This is a genomic window from Shewanella sp. 5_MG-2023 (assembly GCF_030547465.1).
Lineage (GTDB): Bacteria > Pseudomonadota > Gammaproteobacteria > Enterobacterales > Shewanellaceae > Shewanella.
Genome location: NZ_JAUORC010000022.1, coordinates 69,202 through 89,545 on the forward strand (window position 1 = coordinate 69,202; position 20,344 = coordinate 89,545).

A 20,344-nucleotide genomic window follows, 5' to 3' on the forward strand; every position below is an offset into this window, starting at 1 on the left:
CACTAGTGCCATTATTGAATCGATTGTTGCAAGCTTAAGCGCTGCTGTAATTGTTGGTATTGCTGATATTGAGGATGCTGCTGCTGAATAATCTCAGGGAATTGCAGCTCAATAACCTTCGAATATGCCTGAGCTTGCTCCAATTGTTTGTTATCTAACAGTTCAGCTAAATGCTTGATTGCATTAATGGAGTTTGTTGCCTTAGCTGCGCCAGTTGCGTTGGCTGCGCTAGTCGTGTTAGCTGAGTTAATGTCGTTAGCTGAGCTCATGACAGTAACTGCTGAACGAGTTTGTGCTGGCGTTGGTAATTGAGCTTGAGGCTGAGATTCTGGTTGTGATTGTAATTGTGGTTGTGATTGAGCCGCAGACATAGATTCACGCTGCTGTTGAGGCATAACTTTAGTTGTCACAGTTGGGAGCACATCAGCGGCAGACTCAACTGTCGTTGCCGTCATTGGCGTTGGCGTTGCTGAAATAGTTGTTGGCGTTACTGTTGCTGAAATAGGCGTTTCAGTGGCTTTCGTTGCCATTGGCACACTGTCACCCGCATCTATATTGGCATGTTGGGTAAAGTTTGGATTAACTAATATCACGCTGGCAATGATCATTATAGATGCCGCGGTTGACAGCCCTAAACGATGCTTATGCCAAAAACTCACTTGCACGACATTTGTGGCTGCTGAATAACCTTGAGATGCTCTTGCCTGCTCAACTGGAGCGGCGCTCAATTTAGCTTGGGCTAAGATAGCCTTATCCATCGCTTTGGGGGGCGTTTCTAAATCCTGCTGATACAGGGTTTTAATTTCTTGCTGCAAAGCCACAAACTGTTCATCAGTCTTATCGTTGACTGAGCTTTTATCTTTAGAATCACTCATGATCCGCCCCTTGCCATTTCAGCGCTACACATTGCTTGATACTTTGATAGGCATAGCGAATGCGGCTTTTAGTGGCCTCTAAGGTTACATCGGCAATCTCACTGATTGCCGTAGCTGTTAAGCCCAATTCAATATTCAGTAAAAAAGCCTCTCGTTGTAATTGAGGCAATTTACTAATACAGGTCTTTAATAATTGCCCTTTTTGGCTATCAAGCAGTTGCTCATCAGGGCGACTGCGATGAGAACTATCCAGTGTGCTGGCATCAAAGCTGTCCATGCCCTCATCTGCGGTGTCAGTAAACTTATCTAATGGTTTCACCGCCCGCACATGATCGATCAGTAAGTTATGGGCAATGCGATAAACCCAAGTGGTAAACTTGGCTGTGACTTGATAACTGCTGGCGGCTTTTATCACCTTGCCCCACGTGTCTTGGTATAGATCTTCTGCTAATTGCTTATCGTTGATTTGGCGCACAAAATAGCGATACAAAGGCCCTTTATGTTTGCTATACAGCTGCTCAAAAGCAAGCGAGTCCCCTTGCTGATAATTCAACATTAATTGCTCATCTGATAATGCAGTTATTTTATCCTTCACCGCCGACAACCTTGTTTTATAGACTGTTTTTAATCACTTTAAACAGTTTGCCCAGCGTAAATGCGATTGTCTATTAATACTCTGCAATTGAGCGATATTATTCACAGCACCTTATCATTAATACTCCTGTCGACAATGAGCTCGTTAATAATAGCCGAGTTAATAATAGGCTAGTTAAAAATAGCCTTGCCAATAATGCTGCCCTGCTTTGGCGGAGTATCATAAATAGGCTGCGGCATCGGATAAGCTTGTCGTTGATGGGGCTTTTTTATCCCGACATTGTTTGTAACAGACACTAGCATCGCCTGCTTAACAAGGGCAATAAACTCGCTGCGCTCACCTTGGCTATCTGCCCCTTTAGCATCAAGAGCGATATTAACTAACTCATGATAATCAAAGCCATGAACATAATTACTTTGATTAATTAATTGCCCTAAACCCGCCACCGCTGCAGCAAAACGAAACTCATCACTGGCTTGTTGAAAGAATTTGTCTTGTTGAGCAATGTCAATATCAAACTGGCCAAGCAAAGCTTGTTGGCTTGTTATACGCATGTCATGCAATGACAATGTGGCGAGGTTATCGGCACTAAAGCGCTGCTGAGCACTTGGTTTATGGGCTGGTGATTTATAAGCAGCTGAATCATCGATGCGCAACTCATACAAGGCACTATATTGGCCACTTGATTGAGCCTGCAATCGAGCATGGCCTTTGGACATTTGTTTATTAACGGGGTTGCCATAATTTCGCTCAAAACCAATCAGTCGGTATTCCGTAATCAACCTTGGATTGAAGCGTAACTTGGCTTGTAAATAAGCTAAGCCTTGCTTTGCAGGCTCTGTGGCCTTGTCACTCTGTTTGATATTAATCAACAGCAGCAAGGTGTCATTATTATAAGGCGATGGCGCCAGTTCAGTATGTATCTGATAGTTTTCAGATAATGGCTGATATTGACTAAAGTCATATTGAAATGCATTGAGTAAATTCTGGCTTTGGATGGTATTTTTTTCAGGCCAGATTTGCTGGTTGAGTAAGTGCTTTAGCCTGTTATAGTCGCTGATACAGCCGCTGCTATCCGTATTAAATGTCAGCAGGGATAATGGCGTTTCACCACTAACCATGTTGCCGCCATGACTCACAACAGCCTGCTGAGCAGCCACGCAGTTTGGCTGTAATGTTAGAGTTTCAGCAACCCCATTAACGCTTACAAGCAGCAATAGGCTTAGTTTGCACGCCTGATAAATTGTACATTTACTCATCTATGACTCCGTAATAGCCACAATACTATTATTAACGTGCTCAGATTAAAAAAGGGTTATTTATCTTTCACATTTAATCACCTCCAAAACAAAACAATATAAATCAATACCATAAACCCAAAAGCACATTAATTATGCGTAACGTTAACGGGTTAATTTTTACCTTATCAATAACCCAAAACTTGCAGTACACGATTGCTGTTCGATGTTTACCAAAAGCCAGTATAAGCATTCGTAATCACAAACTGAGTTTCAGCCCCAAAAAACACTGAAATGCAGCGAAATGTGAGCCAACATGATATTATCTAGCCCCTTTTTTATAGGCGCAAAAATGCAGCCTATAATGCCTGTACCCTATGCAGGTATAAGTAAAATTATTCTAATATAATAAGTGTGTTAAGGAGTTATCATGCAAGCCCTTGTTGCCGTAGTTATGGGATCTAAGAGTGATTGGCCGACCATGGAAGCCGCCGCAGAAATTATGGATAAGCTGCAGGTGCCATATCACGTTGAAGTTGTCTCAGCGCATCGTACTCCTGACAAACTCATGGACTTTGCTAGCACTGCTGCTGGTAAAGGCTTTAAAGTCATTATCGGCGGCGCCGGTGGTGCAGCACATTTACCCGGTATGATTGCCTCAAAAACCCGCCTTCCAGTGCTGGGTGTGCCTGTGCAAAGCAAAGCGTTATCAGGCATGGACAGCTTACTGTCTATCGTACAAATGCCTAAAGGTATTGCAGTTGGTACCCTTGCTATTGGTACTGCTGGGGCGTTTAATGCCGGCTTACTTGCTAGCCAAATTCTTGCGGTTGAAGACAGTGAACTTGCAGCGCGTTTGGATGCTTTTCGTGAAGAGCAAACTAATTCAATCCTTGAAAATCCAGATCCGAGGGAAGCTTAATGGCTAAGCAGGACGGTGAGCAAAAAAATCAAACCCACGCTACACAGCACAATGTATGGGTTTTAGGTGATGGTCAATTAGGCGCTATGTTGTCCCATGCTGGGCAGCCTTTAGCGATTAATGTTCGTCCGGTTGATATTATGACCCCATCAGATGAGCGTTTACCTCTTAACGATACTGACGTCATCACCGCAGAACGAGAGCAATGGCCTGAATCAAACTTAAGCTTGCAACTTAGCAAGCATAAGCATTTCATTAATGGCCCGGTTTTTGGCCTGCTGGCAGACCGTTTTACCCAAAAAAGCTTATTGGATGAGTTAGCTGTACCAACGTCACCTTGGGTGCTGGTTGACGATAATACTCAAACGGCGCAGTTGCATCAGCAATATGGCGAGCGAGTATTATTAAAGCGCCGCACCGGTGGCTACGACGGCAAAGGTCAACACTGGTTAAAACAAGCTGAATCAACCACCATCCCTGCTGATTGGCGTAATGAAGCCATTGCTGAGCAAGCGATTAATTTTGATGAAGAAGTGTCATTAGTGGGCGTACGAACCCAAACCGGCGAATGCTTATTTTACCCGCTAGCGTTAAATCTCCATCAAGACGGTATTTTAATGGCATCGATTGCGCCATTATCGCGCTTAAACCACTTACAAGCCCAAGCTGAAGCCATGCTAAGTAAAATTATGCATAAGCTTGAGTATGTTGGAGTGATGGCGATGGAATGTTTCCGGGTTGGTGATGAATTACTGATTAATGAGTTAGCCCCTCGGGTTCATAACTCTGGTCACTGGACTCAATCAGGTTGTCATATCAATCAGTTTGAATTGCACCTGCGTGCCTTGTGCGGATTACCTTTACATACCCCACAAGTGAATCATCAATGTGTGATGGTGAACTTAATTGGTGTTGATAAAGATGACCGCTGGTTAAGCTTACCCAACGCTGAGTTATTCTGGTACAACAAAGAAGTTCGCGTCGGTCGTAAAGTGGGTCACTTAAACTTATCGGTTCATAATAGCGCGATGCTAACCGACAGTATTGGTCAGCTACAACAATGGATGCCGCAGCAGTATCAAGCGCCATTAGCCTGGGTTTTAGATGAATTTAGCGCTGATTAAGATCAATGGCACTTAATCGTAACCCATAAAAAAGGAGCTAAGGCTCCTTTTTTATGGACTATTGATTTGCAAGTAATGATTTAGCTAGGGTTTAAATACACACTCGAGTGAGTACTTTCTCAAGATGCTCAGAGCTGGTTTGTTGCCTATAAGCGCGGTCTGAAATCGCTTTTAAGCTCTGCTGCACTTCATGACTCAAACGGGTAATTTCCAGCGCTCGACTACTGATACTGTTAGTGGAAGATTGCTGCCCTTGAATGCTGTAGGTCATATTACTGGCAACACTATCAAGTTGCTCAAATGCGCCGCCAATATCAGTAAATGCTTGGGTGACCCGCAGGCATTGTTGCACGCTTTCATTAGTCACTCTTTGACTGTCGCTAATGGCATTAACAGCATTACCCGCTTTGGCTTGCAGCTCTAAAACAATAGTTTGAATTTCTACCGTCGACTCCTGAGTGCGATGAGCTAATGCGCGAACCTCATCAGCCACAACCGCAAAACCGCGGCCTTGCTCACCGGCTCTAGCGGCCTCAATGGCAGCGTTTAGCGCCAATAGGTTGGTTTGCTCGGCAATACTTTTAATCACTTCTAAAACATTACCAATTTTCTGGCTGTCGCTGTTTAATAAATCTAAATCAGATACCAAACTTTCAATGCCATTGGCAAAGGTGGTCATGGCAGTTTGATTACTTAACGCATCATTATTACCGAGCTCAAGTAATTGCTTCACTTCCGTAGAGGTTGATTTAAATTCGTCGGCATTGATTGATAACTCATCTGCCGTTTTCACTATGTCTGCTAATGAGCTTGAAATAAGCTCGGTTTCAGCAGTGCTTTTGGCAACGGATGATTCAGCCGAATTCATTTGCTGCGCCAACTCCTGCGAGCCATGGTGAAAATTATTGGCATCTTGCTTAATGTCATCTAAAACCAATTTCAGTTCTTCAATAAAACCACTAAGGTCGTTGGTAATTTTCGCCAGTAAATCATTACCACTATCGATTAGCGGCTTTTTAGGGGCGGCTTTCGTACTAATAACTAAACTTAGATACTCAGCCAGTTGACTCAAGCGTGTGTGTAAAAACTGCTTAAATAAATACAGACCTACTATCGTTTGCGCCGCACCTAATAGCGCGACAATGAGTAACAGCGTGGTTTTATCAATTTGAGAAGGTAAAAATGCAATGATGACCAATGCCACCAGCACCAACGAGATTAACGGATAAAGCAGTGTTGCCTGTAATTTATTATTATTGTGAGATTGCATATACAGTTCCGAAAGTAGTGATTATATTTTTCTAGCAACTCGTCATGAGCTTTTAGCGCTAGCGGTGCTTAACATTGATCCCCCCAAAAAGCCATATAGCCTCAAGGGTTACAAATTGTCACAAGCGGTTTTATTACTATCGGAATAAGCTGCAAAAAGTTTAGCGTTAATTGTTAAATATTTATGAACAAGGTTAAGTATAAAAACTGATCTAACCAAGAGAAAGTAAAAGCCCCGCGAATGCGAGGCTGATGAGAATGACAATAACTAATGCGTATTAACCGAAAAATAACCGCCATAACCAGGAAGAGTCGAGATCTTCTTTACAGGTATGATACTGAGCAGCGTAATTTCTGGCGCGAGCATCAACACGATTAGCAACAGGTCCAAGCCATGCTTTAGCTTTATAGCTGCCACGTTTATAGCCGCCCCAACCTTCGTGATAATTCAAATACTGATTTTTCGCATCCCATTTTGACACCCCATTAATGGCATGGGTTTTATAGATAAACCAGCCCATAAAATCCATCGCATCATCAAAATTACTGCGACTTGACCATGAATTACCGGTTTCACGTACATAGTCATCCCATGTCATGGTTTTTGCTTGAGCATAGCCATAGGCATCACTGGCGCGGCCAATAGGAATAAAGCCCCAAAAGTATTCCATTGGTGGCGCGGCATTATGTTTAAACGAGCTTTCTTGGAACATCATAGCTAAAGGCACATGTACTGGTACGCCCCACTTTTCGCGCGCTTTTACCGCCGATTTATACCAAGAGCGATTTTCTTGAAATATTGAGCATAAATTATCAGGCTCTTTAGGTGGCGGAGTTGCACAGCCCGTAAGCTGTAAAAGAAACATTGCGCCCAAAGCACGAAAAAACCACGTCATAAATGCCCTTAAAGTAATCAATATCAGGAGTTAACTAAAGCGATTCGATTTTCACATCAAAATAAACTAGATGCAAACCACGGCGTTAAAAAATAGAACTTAATCTGTCGCTAGAATGCGACCATTGGTATTAGTCAAAAAATACTTGAACTCAAGTCTGACAATAAAGCTGGGCTAGAGGGAGGTTCAGCGGCTAAGGTTTTCTAAAAAGACTATCAAGGTAACATTTAATATCGGAATAAATGAGTAACTAAACCATTAAATTATTGCCTAATTGGGGACACTTATCGCGCCTAAGCGGCACATTAATTATCGGGGTTGGCAAACTCACATTCATGGGGCTCTTGCTGCCATATGACGGGTTGCCAGTAATCGGTATTCTCGCCAGTATAAATTCTATCTTGATTAAATTCAGCCGCTAAATGAAGCTGCAGGTGCGCTTTCACATCAACATCAATATTTTTAGGCTTACGGGCAGCAAGCTTAACTTTTAACTCAGGCGACTCAATGAGCTCTGCCACGGTAAACTCATGTTTTCCAGCGGTTAATTTATAATAAGGCCTTGAGATAACAGGCTTACCATCAAGATGAGTCACCACCACGCGATAAAGACTCTGCGAGGTCGGTGGGGTTATATAACTCGCCACCGAGCCACAGATAGCTTGCTCATCCACTGATGATGCACAGCCTTGTAATAGACCCAGCACCACCACAGATAAAGCTAGCCTTTTCATTAACGACACGCTGCGGCAGGTTTGGATAAGTCAGCAAAATAATCAGCTAAAAACTCATCAAAGCCGACACTCGGTAACGCTTCCGCCATATGCTGTTGAGCAAGTGATAGTGCCGCCTCTTCAACATAGCCAGCTTCCACCTCAGCGGATAATGGGTAGTCAGATAAATATTGCTGATAATCTAGCGCCAGTTTTTTCACCCAACTGCTATGATCTTGACCTTGATTAACCACATCGTCCAGCACGCGACCCGATAGGGTTAAACTTGGATCGTCGATAGCGGCTTGCCATTGCGATAATGCCTGTTGGTATGCATTACCAGAATCACCATCTAACAACTTAGCGAGGCGAGACAGAGGTTCAAATATGTCATTCAGCCATTGAGTGCGGCTAATTGACTGACCATTTTTAATTAGCTCAAGCCCAGGCTTTCGACCTTCAACTACCACAGCTTGCAAGTTAGCGGCGATTTCCTGCTCTGCAGCGCAATCACTTTTTTCTGATGACGACAGCAAGCAGTACAGCAAGAATAAGTCTAAAAATCTTACCTGACTGGCATCAATACCAATTGGGCTATAAGGGTTTACATCTAATGCACGCACTTCAATGTATTCAACTCCAGCGCGAGACAATGCCTCTGAAGGTTTCTCACCTGCTTTGGTGACTCGCTTGGCACGAATTGGCGAGTAAAACTCATTCTCAATTTGCAGCACATTGCTATTGAGCTGACGATATTCACCATCGACTTTAACGCCGATTTTCTCAAAACTGGCAGAAGGCATGCGAATGGCTTCGCCCACCCCTTGTAAATATTCAGGCAGTGAGTTGTAACTGATGTTTAAGCGTTCTTGCTCTTTATTGGTGTAACCTAAATCGCTCATACGAAGTGAAGTCGCATATGGCAGGTATAAGGTGCCCTTACCGGTTTTCTTAAAATCAAATCCGACGTTTTTATCTTTAATGAACGAGCCACACAGCGCAGGAGATGAACCGAAGAAATACGGTAATACCCAAACTAAACGGCGATAATTACGGATCATGCCAAAGTAAGACTCTGAGATGAACTCACAGCGCGACACTGACTTATCAGTACGTTCATATAAGCTATCCCACAATTGTTCAGAGACTGAAAAATTGAAATGCACCCCTGCAATAATTTGCATGAGTGCGCCGTATCTATGGGTTAAGCCTTTACGGTATAAGGTTTTCATTTGACCGTTATTAGAACTGCCATAACGGGCAATAGGAATATCTTTTTCATCGCCGACATAACACGGCATGCTCACAGGCCATAGCGTCTGGCCATTCATGTTTTTAACACTGTAGGCGTGAGTTTGAGTTAACCCTTCAAGTAAGGTGTCAATATTAGTATTCACCGGGGTAATGAACTCAAGTAAAGACTCACTATAATCAGTGGTAATACGAGAATGCGTTAAGGCTGAGCCGAGCTTTTGCGGATGGCTATCCATCGCGAGGTGGCCAGTGCTTTCGATGCGCAGCGCTTCGCGCTCAATGCCTCGTACCATGCCGAGTAAAGATTCACGCCCTTGGGCATTTGATAGATAATCGACTGTTTCATTGAATGAATTCAATTTGCTGTTCTCTTGTAGTGACTCGCTTATGCGACATTCAAACTGCTAGACCTGATATTTAGCACTAACATTTCTTTAAACCAATTAAAAGCATGTTATTAAACACATATGAGCTCACAGTAAAAAGCATTTTCAGCCATTCTACACTCACTATGTTTTACAAATAAAAAACGGTAACAGTTAACCTGTCACCGTTAATTACTAAATTCTAGCATTTTTAAATGGCTATCAAACCCTATATCTGATCTATATAAGGTTTTTTATCCTAAAAACAACTGCGATGCTTATTTTATTTCAACTATAGGATAGTCCAAAGCTTGCAACTTAGGCAGAATAGCAGCTTTATCGCCCACAATCAGCATCACCATCTGTGATAAGTCTAATTGCGTGGCAGCTAACTCATTTAGCTCAGCACGCGAAACTTGTTGAACAATATTTGCCTGCTGCTCAGTAAAGTTGTCATCAAGTTGGTAACGCTGAATCATCCGCATGAAGCCCGCTTTTTGATAAGGCGTTTCGTAGTCTAATGCTTTACCTTGTGAAATTGAGCTACGTAAAAAAGTTAACTCCTCTTCGCTCATACCTTGCTGCTGATATAGATTAATCTCGTTAATAAACTCAATAAGTGACTCTGCAGTCACATCAGTGCGAACACTGGCTGAAGCCATAAATCGCCCCACTAAACTGTCACCATTAAAACCACTGCGAGCACCATAGGTATAACCTTTGTCTTCCCGCAAATTGAGGTTTATCCGACTGTTAAATGCGCCACCTAATGGGTAATTCATTAAGTAAGACTTAAAGTAGTCGCCTGTTGCATCATAGGTTAACGCCCGCTTACCAATATTAATAACCGACTGCGCCGCATCTGGTTTATCAATAATGTAAATGGTGCCACCAGCAAGCTCTGGTAATTGCGGTAATACAAATGGCGAGCTGGCACTGCCTTGCCAAGCTGCAAACGGGCTTAATAACGGCAGCACTTGTTGCTTGCTTAAATCAGATACCAGCACCATTTTGGCATTACCCGCTCGATACTGCTGCTGATAAAACTGTTTAACATCCTCAAGGGTTAATGCGGCAACACTTTCTAAGGTGCCAGAAGCATTGACGCTTAACGGGCTGTTTTCACCATATAATAATGTTGAAAAGCCTTGGCGCGCTAAAAAGTTAGGATCTGACTCTTGATGCTGTAAACCTTGTAATTGCTGCTGTTTAAGGCGCTGAAAGTCAGCCTCAACAAAACCTGGGGTAAATAGCTTCTCTTGTAATATCGCTAAAGTCGGCGCGAGATTTTCAGTCAAACTTGAAAGCTGAATATAGCTTTGTGAGCCCGATGCACCAAAGGACACACTACTGCCAAGCATTTCTAATGCGCCAGCTAGTTCTTCAGTTGAACGTTTAGCGCTTGATTCATTGAGCATAGATGCCGTTAATGACGCCACGCCCGCTTTACCTTGGGGCGCAACGCGGTGGCCGCCTTCAAGATAAATCAGTAATTCAACGGTTGGAGTTTCATGACTCTCAGTACCCATGACTTCAATACCATTGGTCAGTGAAGCATTCCATAACTCAGGCACTTTTAGTACTGGCGCATCACCCACCTTTGGCATAATAGTACGATCAAAGTTTGAGGTAATTTGTCTGACGTTATCGACGCCGCTCACGGCTTCTGGCGCTACCGGCATCATGGTTGGGGTAAAGTTATCTTCAGCGGCAATTAATTGTTTTGCCCCTTCAGGTACAACGCTCATGACCACCATAGGTTTGTCTTTGATATACGTATTAAACACCCGCATTACATCATCTTTGGTGACACTGGCATAACGGGCCAAGTCACTGGCTACCATGTCAGGGTTGTCAAAAAAGGTTTGATTGTAGGCCAGAGTTGATACCTTACCTTTTACACTTTGCATGCCAAAAATAGTATCGGCTTCAAACTGTACTTTAACCTTTTGTAAGTCATCATCTGTCACGCCACGCTGCTCAAACTCCTTAATAGAGTCATTAATTTTCTGCTCAAGCGTCGCAAGCGTTGCCCCCGAAGCGGGATTAGCCAGTGCATACAAGGTTAAGCTACAAGCTAACTCTTGGCATGGATGACCTACCGAGGCTTGTACTGCATAACCATCTTTGACTAAGTTTTTGTATAGCAGTGAGGTTTTACCGCCACCGAGAATATTGGCTAATAAATCCAGCGCGGCCTCATCTTTATGTCGAGCGTATACTGTGGGGAAACCCATATAAATCAGCGGCAAATGAACTTTATCTTCCATTGAAATATAACGGGTTTTATCTAAGACCACTGGGGTTTTAGGATCTGCTGACACCTCTGGACCACGTTTTAGCTCACCAAAATACTTATTCACCATGGCTAGTGTTTGCATTTCATCGAAATCACCACCAATGGTTAAGGTAGCGTTATTAGGGCCATACCAGCGCTTAAAGAAATTACGCACATCATCAACACTGGCACGCTCTAAATCTTCTGGCCAACCTATCACTGGCCACGAATACGGATGCCCAGCAGGATACATTGCTTGGTTAAAGCGCTCATTCAAACGGCCATAAGGTTGATTATCAATTCGCTGAGCGCGTTCATTTTTAACTGTCTCACGCTGGACTTCAAATTTTTCACTGGTCAATGCTGGCAATAAAAAGCCCATACGATCAGATTCAAGCCAGAGCATTTTTTCCAGCTGGTTGCTGGGTACAGTCTCAAAATAATTGGTTCTATCGGTATTGGTGGTGCCATTTAAGGTGCCACCAGCCTCAGTAACGACTTTGAAATGCTGCTCATCGCCGACATTTTGCGAGCCCTGAAACATCATGTGCTCAAATAAATGGGCAAAGCCACTGCGCCCCGCCACTTCACGAGCTGAGCCCACATGATAAGTGACGTCAACATGAACGAGAGGGTCTGAGGTATCTTGATGTAAAATCACCGTAAGACCATTTTCTAGCTGATATTTCTTATAAGGAATACCCACAGAGTCACTTTGAGCGACGGTTTCAACTAATGTGACCCCTTGAGGTAACGCAGGGGAAATTGTTGCTTCATGTGCGCAGCCACTAATGGCGATAGAGATCGCTGCTGCCAAGATCCATTTCTTCACTTATATACTCCTTGAAATCTAGCCAATGAAATCAGTCAATGTGATGCTATGAGTCGTTTTATACCTTGTTGGTTCAATCGCATATAAAAATATCCTCTCCAATCAGATAGCTAACAACAGTGATCACGATAGGGTTTTATAAAAAAAACCAATAACAGTTGTTTTACCATGCCAACATAAAGGCAGCCACTATTAATGAGTAACGAATCGTTTTACCGATTAACATCATGACAGTAGACGGGATAATAGGTAGCTTTAACCAGCCAGCGAGTAAACATAGAATATCGCCAATTAATGGCAACCAAGAAAGCAGCAACGCCCAATAGCCATATTTTTCAATTAATTTTAATCCATGTTGGTATTTCTTACTCGCTAGATCCTCTGGCATCTTAGCAAAGCGACCTAAATAGCCTAAATAGTAACTGCTTATTGCTCCTAAGGTGTTACCAACACTGGCAGCCACCAGCAGCGCAAGCCAGGTTTCTGGTTGATCCGTAAGTAAGGCTACAAGTAAAACTTCTGAACCTCCTGGTAACAAAGTTGCCGCTAAAAAAGCCCCGCTGAACATTAACCACAATGCAGTCATTTACTTTACCTAATGATATCTATAGTGTTTTAGCAATTAAACTCGTAATATAAAAACGAGTTAACAAGCTGTTGAATTTCAATATGTAATTAACAAATTGAAAAAATGATATAAGTTATATTAAAAACGGTTTGTCCCGACGATATTCGCTGAATACAATTCGAAAAATATTACCTAAAAGACTCTAATTAGGCTGGCTTAAAATAGCCTGAAGTCAATGGCTAAACTCAGTTTATACCGCTAACGTAATACATAGCTACAATGACTATTCAATGGCCTTTTGTGTGATTGTATAAGGTTATTGAAATAATAATCCTCTTGCTGGTAACGACTGGCAAGCATAATAAATAGTTGGAACCTTGATGATTTTTCAAACCTTGAAACGCATTCCTTTTTGGCAAAAAGTACTCGCAGGCTTTGCCTTAGGTATCCTTGCAGGTGTAGCTTTAGGCGAAAGTGCAGTAATACTAAAACCTTTAGGTGATTTATTTATTCGCGCCATCAAAATGTTGGTTGCACCTTTAGTTTTTTGCGCCATCGTTGTCAGTATTACCTCATTAGGCTCACAAGCTAATTTAAAGCGCTTAAGCTTTAAAACCTTAGGCATGTTCATGTTTACTGGCACCATGGCATCGTTTATTGGTTTAGCCATTGGTAGCTCATTTGATATGGGCGGCAGTTTAGAACTAGCGACCTCAGAAGTGCGCGACCGTGATATCCCAGGGTTTGCCCAAGTATTACTAAACATGATCCCAGTAAACCCTTTTGCATCATTAGCTGAAGGTAAAGTCCTGCAAATTATCGTGTTTGCAGCGCTCGTTGGTATTGCAATTAACGCCGTTGGTGAAAAGGCAGAGCCACTTAAGCGCACCATTGAAGCAGGTTCAGAAGTAATGTTTGAACTAACCCGCATGGTACTAAAGCTTACCCCTATCGGCGTGTTTGGCTTGATGGCATGGGTTGTTGGTGAATACGGCCTGTCAACTTTACTGCCATTAGGTAAGTTTATTGTGGCTATTTATGTGGCCGCATTAATTCATATTATTTTTGTTTATGGTGGTTTAGTGAAGTTTGCTGCCGGCCTAAGCCCTGTACAATTTTTCCGTAAAGCCATGCCTGCTCAACTAGTGGCATTTAGCACCGCATCAAGTTTTGGCACCTTACCAGCAAGTAGTAAATGTACTGAGTCTATGGGTGTATCAAAGCGCTATAGCGCCTTTGTATTGCCGTTAGGCGCTACCATGAACATGGATGGCTGTGGCGGTATTTACCCTGCTATTGCGGCGATATTTATTGCGCAAATTTACGGTATTCCACTGGATATGACCGACTACATGCTCATTGCGGTAACGGCAACTGTGGCGTCAGTAGGTACAGCAGGTGTTCCAGGTAGTGCGATGGTGATGCTAACAGTGACCTTGGGCGTGGTTGGTTTACCCCTTGAAGGCATTGCCTTTATCGCCGCTATTGACCGCGTTATTGATATGATCCGCACCGCAACCAATGTCACTGGTGACATGATGACAGCTGTGGTTGTTGGCAAAAGCGAAGGCCAATTCGATGAGCAACAGTTTTATTCAGATGAAAAAGCGCTAAATCAAGCGGCTTAAATCGAGTCGCTCAGCAGCGAAAATTTATTAAAAAACGGCTAACTCAAACTGAGTTAGCCGTTTTTATTTAAGCGTTAACTGTTCAGACCAACTGCTTAAAAGCTACGGCTAGAACTTAGCATTAGCCCATAACCACAGTTTATCAGTATCGACTTTACCTGCAGCAGTATCGCCTTTTGAATACGCGGCGTATTTAACCCCTAAGGTATAATTTTTTGTCACCGGCACGCTGAAGACTGCATTAATTTCAGACCCTAAATCATCCACTAAAGCCGATGATTCATCAGCCTCAAAATCGTGATATACCAGCGCCCATTTACCGCCAATCACCTTACCGCCAATTGAGGCGTAAAGATCGGCTAAGCCTTGTTTAGGGGTTGATAAAAACTGATCTGACCAACCATTAAAGCCATGCAAGGTCGCTAAAGGTGTTTGGAAACCATAGTCGCCGCCGTCTGATCCCAATACTTCATAACCCACTTTAATAGTAATCGCCGAAAAACCGACTCCAGCCTCAACGCTCATATAATCAGCTGAATAGGACAAGTCTGCGTTATCAGAATCCTGGGTGGCATACTCTGCTGAATACAATACTTTGATATCACCCACATCGGTATTACCAGCAAAGCGTAAACCATAGGTATCAAGGCCGTTATCAATGGCGCTATCTTCTTCTAGTAAATACCCATAACCACTTAAGGTACCAAAATCGGTTTTTAGTGAAGCATTTATCAGGTTATCTTTTGAATCGATATCTTTTTCCTGTGCAAAGATACGATTACGCTGGCTGATATAGCCGTAGTCAATTTTAAATACATCGTTAAATTTGTACTCTAACATCACCCCATCGAAGGTCTGTCTATCTTGACGCCAGCCCACATGACCCACAAAGCGTTGGTTATCAAAGGTAATGACTTGGCGACCACCTTTAACGGTAAAGCCTTCATAGTTATATTTTAAAAAGAATTGATCAAACTCGGTGGTTTCTGGATCGGCAATCACTGAATATTGCGGATTTTTACCTAAGGTATTGTTGTAATCATCAACGCCGGCAACCACACGTGAATCTTCAAACTCAAGGGTGGACGAAAAACCATAGTAATCAGCTGTGGCATAAGTCAGACGAGTGCGAAGGGTTAAACCATCAGCATCTTTTAAGGCATTATCTTGATCAACCATTTCATAACGCAAATTCAAGTCGACCTTAACGCTGCCTTGGGTGACCGCATCAGCAACGGACTGGGTCGTTTCAGCATGAGCCGAGCCCATGGCCAACAAGGTTAATGATAGCGGCGCCGCAAGGCTTACTATCGATTTGGTTAATTTGCTATTAATCAGTGCAGCGAGTTGCTTCTGTTTCATCATCTTTCCTTTTATATTTATAACTAAACTGTTCCATGCATCAGTGTTAAACCGCTTCAGCCTGTTCATCTGATGTAGTTAATGACTTACTAATATTAATAGGCTCTACTTTGCGCTGTTTCTCATAAAGAAACTTCAGTACTTCGGCCCGCAAACGGTTGTATTCAGGATCTTCTGCTAGCGCCAGACGATCTCTTGGGCGGGGTAAATCAACTGTAAGAATTTCACCCACGGTTGCTTCTGGGCCATTGGTCATCATCACAATGTTGTCTGACAGCAATACCGCTTCATCCACGTCATGGGTGATCATGATGACGGTATTATTAAGCTCCAGTTGAATTTCCATCAGCGAGTCTTGCATATGGGCTCGGGTCAAAGCATCGAGCGCCCCAAAAGGCTCATCCATCAATAGCACTTCAGGTTCCATTGCCAAGGCTCTGGCGATGCCCACTCGTTGTTTCATGCCGCCAGATATTTCACTGGGCAGTTTGTGCATCGCATGATCCATATGCACTAGGCTCAGGTTGTATTCAATCCATTGCTTCATTTCAGCTTTTGACTTAGTGCCTTTAAACACCTGCTTTACTGCTAATTCCACATTTTGATATGAGGTTAACCAAGGCAATAAAGAGTGGTTTTGAAATACCACAGCTCGCTCAGGCCCGGGCTCTGAGACTTCAGTACTATTTAAAATTACCCCACCTTTGGTGGCCTGATATAGCCCCGCCACAATATTGAGTACGGTTGATTTACCACACCCCGAGTGACCAATAAGCGAGACAAACTCACCTTTATTAATTTTTAAATTGACTTCCTTTAGCGCCTTAAACGGCCCATTTGGGGTTGGAAAGTCCATGTCGATATTACTAATGTCTAAAAATACACTCATAAGATTTATCCTTATTCCTCAACGAACTCTTCAACCAGTTAGTGACTTTTATCCCAAGAGAACCAGCGCTGTAGTGCCAGTACGCCACGGTCTAACAAAAAGCCAATAAAGCCAATCACAATCACTGCCGCCATAATCCGTGACAGAGATTCTGAACTGCCGTTTTGGAACTCATCCCAAACAAACTTTCCAAGCCCAGGGTTTTGCGCCAACATTTCAGCGGCAATTAACACCATCCATGCGACACTCAGGGATAAACGCATGCCAGTAAAAATCAGTGGTATTGATGCTGGTAGCACGATTTTTTGTACGTGGGTTAACGGTGATAAGCGCAGCACCCGGCTGACATTGAGTAAGTCAGAATCAATGGATGCCACCCCTATTGAGGTATTAATGACCATGGGCCACAGACTACAGAGGGTGACGGTTAACATGGAGTTGATAAATGATTTAGAGAACATAGGATCTGGTGACACATATAACGCGCTCACCACCATGGTCACCAACGGCAACCATGCCAGTGGTGACACAGGTTTGAATATTTGCACTATCGGATTAACCGCTGCATTAACGGTTTTACTTAACCCCATCCAGATCCCCATGGGGATAGCAATAATGGCGGCTAGTATAAACCCAGACATAACCGTGATAAGTGAGGTCACTATCTGATCGAAGAAGGTTTCCTTACCGGTATACGTTCTGGTTTTCGCTTGATAACTGGGATCGGCAGCCAGCCTTGCATTATTGCGAACTTGTTGGCGCTCATAAAAAGCCGCCGCCTTTTCTCGCTCGGCATTATGCTCTTGGTAAAGCCCATCGAACTGACCTATAACAGCCACAGGACCAGGAAACTTACCTAGGGATGTATTAATATTATTGGCTGTAATTGACCAAATAACCAAAAACACGGTAATACCGATGAGCGGTAATAATAATGCTTTGCTCATTGCCGCTGATTTGGCTAACAACGAAGTTACAGCCGACTTATCCATAGGGAGTCTCTGCGCTAATCTTGCAATGGTTGTCATAGGTCTATCCTCACTTCGATAGCTCTTACTTGCATAAAATCTGAATCAAACTCGACATAAAACTCGAGATAAAGTACTTAAGCTCAGGCTTACAGTTTGTCGCCTTGTTTTAATCCGATACTGAACTTGTTGATATAGGCATTCGGTGCACTACCGTCATACACAATGTCATCAATAAAATGTTGCTGCGGCTTTTTAAAGCCCGTTTCAGTAGCAAAGTCAGGGAAATGTTTGGCATCAATACTTTTATCATCAATTAACGATTGCGCCGCTTTTGCATAGATATCTGGACGGTAAACCTTGGCAGCTATCTCTTTGTACCAAGAATCAGGCTTATCATCTGAAATCTGTCCCCAACGACGCATTTGGGTTAAGTACCAAATCGCATCTGAGTAATATGGGTAGGTTGCGTTATAACGAAAGAACACGTTGAAATCAGGCACCGCGCGCTTATCACCTTTCTCATATTCAAAGGTGCCCGTCATGCTATTGGCAATCACATCGTAATCAGCGCCAACATAGTTAGATTGAGATAAGATTTTCACAGCTGCTGGGCGGTTAGCATTGTTGTTTTCGTCTAACCATTTAGCCGCTTTAATTAATGCTCTAGTTAAGCGAATAGTGGTGTTTGGATACTTTTCAGCAAATTCTGCAGTAATACCAAATACTTTTTCAGGGTTATCTTTCCAAATTTCATAATCGGTAACCACTGGCACCCCGATGCCTTTAAATACCGCTTGTTGGTTCCAAGGCTCACCAACGCAGTAGCCATAGATGGTGCCAGCTTCAAGGGTTGATGGCATTTGCGGTGGCGGCGTAACAGATAAGTAAGCTTCAGCGTCAAGTTGTCCTGAAGTATCACCTTTGTGAGGCGCATAAAAACCGGGGTGAATACCACCAGCGGCTAACCAATAACGTAGTTCATAGTTGTGGGTAGAGACTGGAAATACCATGCCCATTTTAAAGGGCTTACCTTGCTCGTTATATTTATCTACCACAGGTTTGAGCGAGTCAGCTTTAATGGGATGAACCGGTTTACCATCAGCATTTTTAGCGATGTTAGGCTTCATTTGCGCCCAAATATCATTGGATACAGTAATAGCATTACCATTTAAATCCATTGAAAAAGGCGTAATGATATGGGCTTTGGTACCATAACCAATCGTGGCTGCAATAGGCTGACCTGCTAGCATATGCGCCCCATCTAAGCGGCCATCAATCACGCCGTCCAGTAACACTTTCCAGTTAGCTTGAGCTTCGATGGTGACGTATAAGCCTTCTTCTTCGAAATAACCATTTTCATAAGCGATAGCGATAGGCGCCATATCGGTCAGTTTAATAAAACCAAATGTCAGCTCTTCTTTTTCAGGAAAGCCTACTTCTGCAGTGGCAACATTAACTTGCATCGCTGCACCAATACTTAGCGCGACCGCAAGCTGTTTAAAAGACGTTTTCCAGTTCATCGTTTATCCCTTTTAAGTTTAAAATGACTTAAAACAAAAAAGGCGCTTTAATTATCCCTAAGGAATAATTAAAGCGCCTTTGCTTTATCGTTAATGTGTTCCATCTTGTCGCTCTGCATAAATATTCAACAAACTGCAGATTAAACCAATAAATAGTCTCAATGACGAGTATTGTTGTCATAGTCCATTCAGTAACCATGCCATAAATGTAAACCTCTGTTATAAATGATTAAATGTGTTTGCAACTGAAAAACCTATTGCCCCTAAGCGTCCGTAACGGTGCAAGATAAAATACTGTTGCACTTTTTTGGGCAGCATTTAACTTTAGACTAGCACCGGAACTTGGGGTTTAGTTGCTGACTGTGTAGGTGATTGCGTATGTGATTGTGTATGTGATTGTGATTGTGATTGTGTTAGTCGCAGAGTAAATGATTAAGTCATGGCTGTGTCGATAACTAAACCGATAGATAAGCAAATGAAATTGAGCTACCGATATAAAAAAGCCACTTAATCTGGTGATTAAGTGGCTTTTATTTAGCAACTAATGCGAGTAACTAATCTGAATCACTAACTTAAGCTAATTGAGACGCATTAGCTGATGGTTACTCTTGTTGAAACAACTCTTGTTGAAACAACCATAAGTTGATATTTCACTTTCAAATATAATCATGGAGTTAGCACAAAAATAACCATAAGCTGATATCGCCAAATACAATCATAAATTGATATTTTTGTGAAATGGCTTTTTTAAGTATAATTTTTATGTAAGAAAGTTTCATACAAAACAGGCTGCACAGGTCACTTTGCGTTCAAAAAGCAAGCACATATGCAGCCCCCTGGTGTGCGTTTATATTAAAGTTTGATAATTCTTAACGTCGTAAGTTAAGTTTTAAACCACAATAAACGCGATACACACGTTTATGATCCCATTGATGCCCTAGGAGCCGTAGTCGTTTAAATATCTTTCGAAAACCATAAGCCCTATGCTTCTCTGCGATGCCTGATACGGCCTCAATGATGTCATTATCATCGATACGCTTGAGTT

Annotated in this window: 16 protein-coding genes and 1 pseudogene; 3 read left to right on the top strand and 14 right to left on the bottom strand. The window is 42.7% G+C overall.

From position 1 onward, the window contains the following. Positions 1-11: 11 nt before the first annotated feature. The 3 genes from Q4557_RS14065 to Q4557_RS14075 form a co-directional block, all read right to left on the bottom strand. Complete coding sequence (locus tag Q4557_RS14065; RefSeq protein WP_303413464.1) at positions 12-875, bottom strand: hypothetical protein; 864 nt, start codon at positions 873-875, stop codon at positions 12-14. Continuing rightward, a complete protein-coding gene (locus Q4557_RS14070; protein WP_303413485.1) occupies positions 868-1,431 on the bottom strand; it encodes a sigma-70 family RNA polymerase sigma factor in 564 nt (187 codons plus the stop codon). Before Q4557_RS14070 ends, Q4557_RS14065 begins: the two co-directional genes overlap by 8 nt. A gap of 209 nt (positions 1,432-1,640) precedes the next feature. After that, positions 1,641-2,729, bottom strand: coding sequence for a von Willebrand factor type A domain-containing protein (locus Q4557_RS14075; protein WP_102438118.1), 1,089 nt, complete (start codon positions 2,727-2,729; stop codon positions 1,641-1,643). A gap of 409 nt (positions 2,730-3,138) precedes the next feature. Here Q4557_RS14075 and purE point away from each other — a divergent pair, with 409 nt between their 5' ends. Together purE and purK are read left to right on the top strand one after the other, a co-directional pair. Beyond that, positions 3,139-3,630 (top strand): 5-(carboxyamino)imidazole ribonucleotide mutase, encoded by a 492-nt coding sequence (gene purE, locus Q4557_RS14080; RefSeq protein WP_076542981.1) that lies wholly within the window; start codon positions 3,139-3,141, stop codon positions 3,628-3,630. After that, positions 3,630-4,754 carry a 5-(carboxyamino)imidazole ribonucleotide synthase gene (gene purK, locus Q4557_RS14085; protein ID WP_303413467.1) on the top strand — a complete coding sequence of 375 codons (1,125 nt, stop codon included), beginning with the start codon at positions 3,630-3,632 and terminating at the stop codon, positions 4,752-4,754. The genes purE and purK overlap by 1 nt, the downstream gene beginning before the upstream one ends. A gap of 91 nt (positions 4,755-4,845) precedes the next feature. Here purK and Q4557_RS14090 read toward each other — a convergent pair whose 3' ends face one another. The 6 genes from Q4557_RS14090 to Q4557_RS14115 all read right to left on the bottom strand — a co-directional run bounded on the left by Q4557_RS14090 (position 4,846) and on the right by Q4557_RS14115 (position 12,947). After that, positions 4,846-6,024 (bottom strand): methyl-accepting chemotaxis protein, encoded by a 1,179-nt coding sequence (locus Q4557_RS14090; RefSeq protein WP_102477195.1) that lies wholly within the window; start codon positions 6,022-6,024, stop codon positions 4,846-4,848. A gap of 277 nt (positions 6,025-6,301) precedes the next feature. After that, positions 6,302-6,919, bottom strand: a complete 618-nt coding sequence (locus Q4557_RS14095) for a hypothetical protein (protein ID WP_303413471.1) — start codon at positions 6,917-6,919, stop codon at positions 6,302-6,304. A gap of 305 nt (positions 6,920-7,224) precedes the next feature. Next, positions 7,225-7,653, bottom strand: a complete 429-nt coding sequence (locus tag Q4557_RS14100) for a hypothetical protein (RefSeq protein ID WP_102438110.1) — start codon at positions 7,651-7,653, stop codon at positions 7,225-7,227. Beyond that, complete coding sequence (gene gshA / locus Q4557_RS14105) at positions 7,653-9,275, bottom strand: glutamate--cysteine ligase (protein WP_277869089.1); 1,623 nt, start codon at positions 9,273-9,275, stop codon at positions 7,653-7,655. The genes Q4557_RS14100 and gshA overlap by 1 nt, the downstream gene beginning before the upstream one ends. A gap of 254 nt (positions 9,276-9,529) precedes the next feature. Beyond that, positions 9,530-12,361 carry a pitrilysin family protein gene (locus Q4557_RS14110; RefSeq protein ID WP_303413474.1) on the bottom strand — a complete coding sequence of 944 codons (2,832 nt, stop codon included), beginning with the start codon at positions 12,359-12,361 and terminating at the stop codon, positions 9,530-9,532. 163 nt (positions 12,362-12,524) lie between these two features. Further along, positions 12,525-12,947, bottom strand: a complete 423-nt coding sequence (locus tag Q4557_RS14115; protein ID WP_303413476.1) for a YqaA family protein — start codon at positions 12,945-12,947, stop codon at positions 12,525-12,527. Between the two features lie 362 nt (positions 12,948-13,309). On the opposite strand from Q4557_RS14115, the gene Q4557_RS14120 reads away from it, so the two are divergent. Continuing rightward, entirely contained in the window at positions 13,310-14,557 is a 1,248-nt protein-coding gene (locus Q4557_RS14120; RefSeq protein ID WP_303413478.1) for a dicarboxylate/amino acid:cation symporter, read from the top strand. Positions 14,558-14,665: 108 nt separating this feature from the next. Here Q4557_RS14120 and Q4557_RS14125 read toward each other — a convergent pair whose 3' ends face one another. From Q4557_RS14125 to Q4557_RS14145, 5 genes and pseudogenes are all read right to left on the bottom strand, one after another. Next, positions 14,666-15,826, bottom strand: coding sequence for an alginate export family protein (locus Q4557_RS14125; RefSeq protein WP_198590450.1), 1,161 nt, complete (start codon positions 15,824-15,826; stop codon positions 14,666-14,668). 139 nt (positions 15,827-15,965) lie between these two features. Further along, positions 15,966-16,808 carry an ABC transporter ATP-binding protein gene (locus tag Q4557_RS14130; RefSeq protein ID WP_102477193.1) on the bottom strand — a complete coding sequence of 281 codons (843 nt, stop codon included), beginning with the start codon at positions 16,806-16,808 and terminating at the stop codon, positions 15,966-15,968. A 38-nt stretch (positions 16,809-16,846) separates the two neighbouring features. After that, complete coding sequence (locus Q4557_RS14135; protein WP_303413490.1) at positions 16,847-17,755, bottom strand: ABC transporter permease; 909 nt, start codon at positions 17,753-17,755, stop codon at positions 16,847-16,849. 170 nt (positions 17,756-17,925) lie between these two features. Then, complete coding sequence (locus tag Q4557_RS14140; protein ID WP_303413492.1) at positions 17,926-19,242, bottom strand: CmpA/NrtA family ABC transporter substrate-binding protein; 1,317 nt, start codon at positions 19,240-19,242, stop codon at positions 17,926-17,928. 929 nt (positions 19,243-20,171) lie between these two features. Continuing rightward, positions 20,172-20,344 (bottom strand): annotated as a pseudogene (locus Q4557_RS14145) (IS3 family transposase); the annotation flags it as partial.

Coding starts and splice junctions, on each gene's coding strand:
- Q4557_RS14065 (WP_303413464.1), bottom strand. CDS start 875: ATGAGTGATTCTAAAGATAAAAGCTCAGTCAACGATAAGACTGATGAA.
- Q4557_RS14070 (WP_303413485.1), bottom strand. CDS start 1,431: ATGTTGAATTATCAGCAAGGGGACTCGCTTGCTTTTGAGCAGCTGTAT.
- Q4557_RS14075 (WP_102438118.1), bottom strand. CDS start 2,729: ATGAGTAAATGTACAATTTATCAGGCGTGCAAACTAAGCCTATTGCTG.
- purE (WP_076542981.1), top strand. CDS start 3,139: ATGCAAGCCCTTGTTGCCGTAGTTATGGGATCTAAGAGTGATTGGCCG.
- purK (WP_303413467.1), top strand. CDS start 3,630: ATGGCTAAGCAGGACGGTGAGCAAAAAAATCAAACCCACGCTACACAG.
- Q4557_RS14090 (WP_102477195.1), bottom strand. CDS start 6,024: ATGCAATCTCACAATAATAATAAATTACAGGCAACACTGCTTTATCCG.
- Q4557_RS14095 (WP_303413471.1), bottom strand. CDS start 6,919: ATGACGTGGTTTTTTCGTGCTTTGGGCGCAATGTTTCTTTTACAGCTT.
- Q4557_RS14100 (WP_102438110.1), bottom strand. CDS start 7,653: ATGAAAAGGCTAGCTTTATCTGTGGTGGTGCTGGGTCTATTACAAGGC.
- Q4557_RS14115 (WP_303413476.1), bottom strand. CDS start 12,947: ATGACTGCATTGTGGTTAATGTTCAGCGGGGCTTTTTTAGCGGCAACT.
- Q4557_RS14120 (WP_303413478.1), top strand. CDS start 13,310: ATGATTTTTCAAACCTTGAAACGCATTCCTTTTTGGCAAAAAGTACTC.
- Q4557_RS14125 (WP_198590450.1), bottom strand. CDS start 15,826: ATGGGCTCGGCTCATGCTGAAACGACCCAGTCCGTTGCTGATGCGGTC.
- Q4557_RS14130 (WP_102477193.1), bottom strand. CDS start 16,808: ATGAGTGTATTTTTAGACATTAGTAATATCGACATGGACTTTCCAACC.
- Q4557_RS14135 (WP_303413490.1), bottom strand. CDS start 17,755: ATGAGCAAAGCATTATTATTACCGCTCATCGGTATTACCGTGTTTTTG.
- Q4557_RS14140 (WP_303413492.1), bottom strand. CDS start 19,242: ATGCAAGTTAATGTTGCCACTGCAGAAGTAGGCTTTCCTGAAAAAGAA.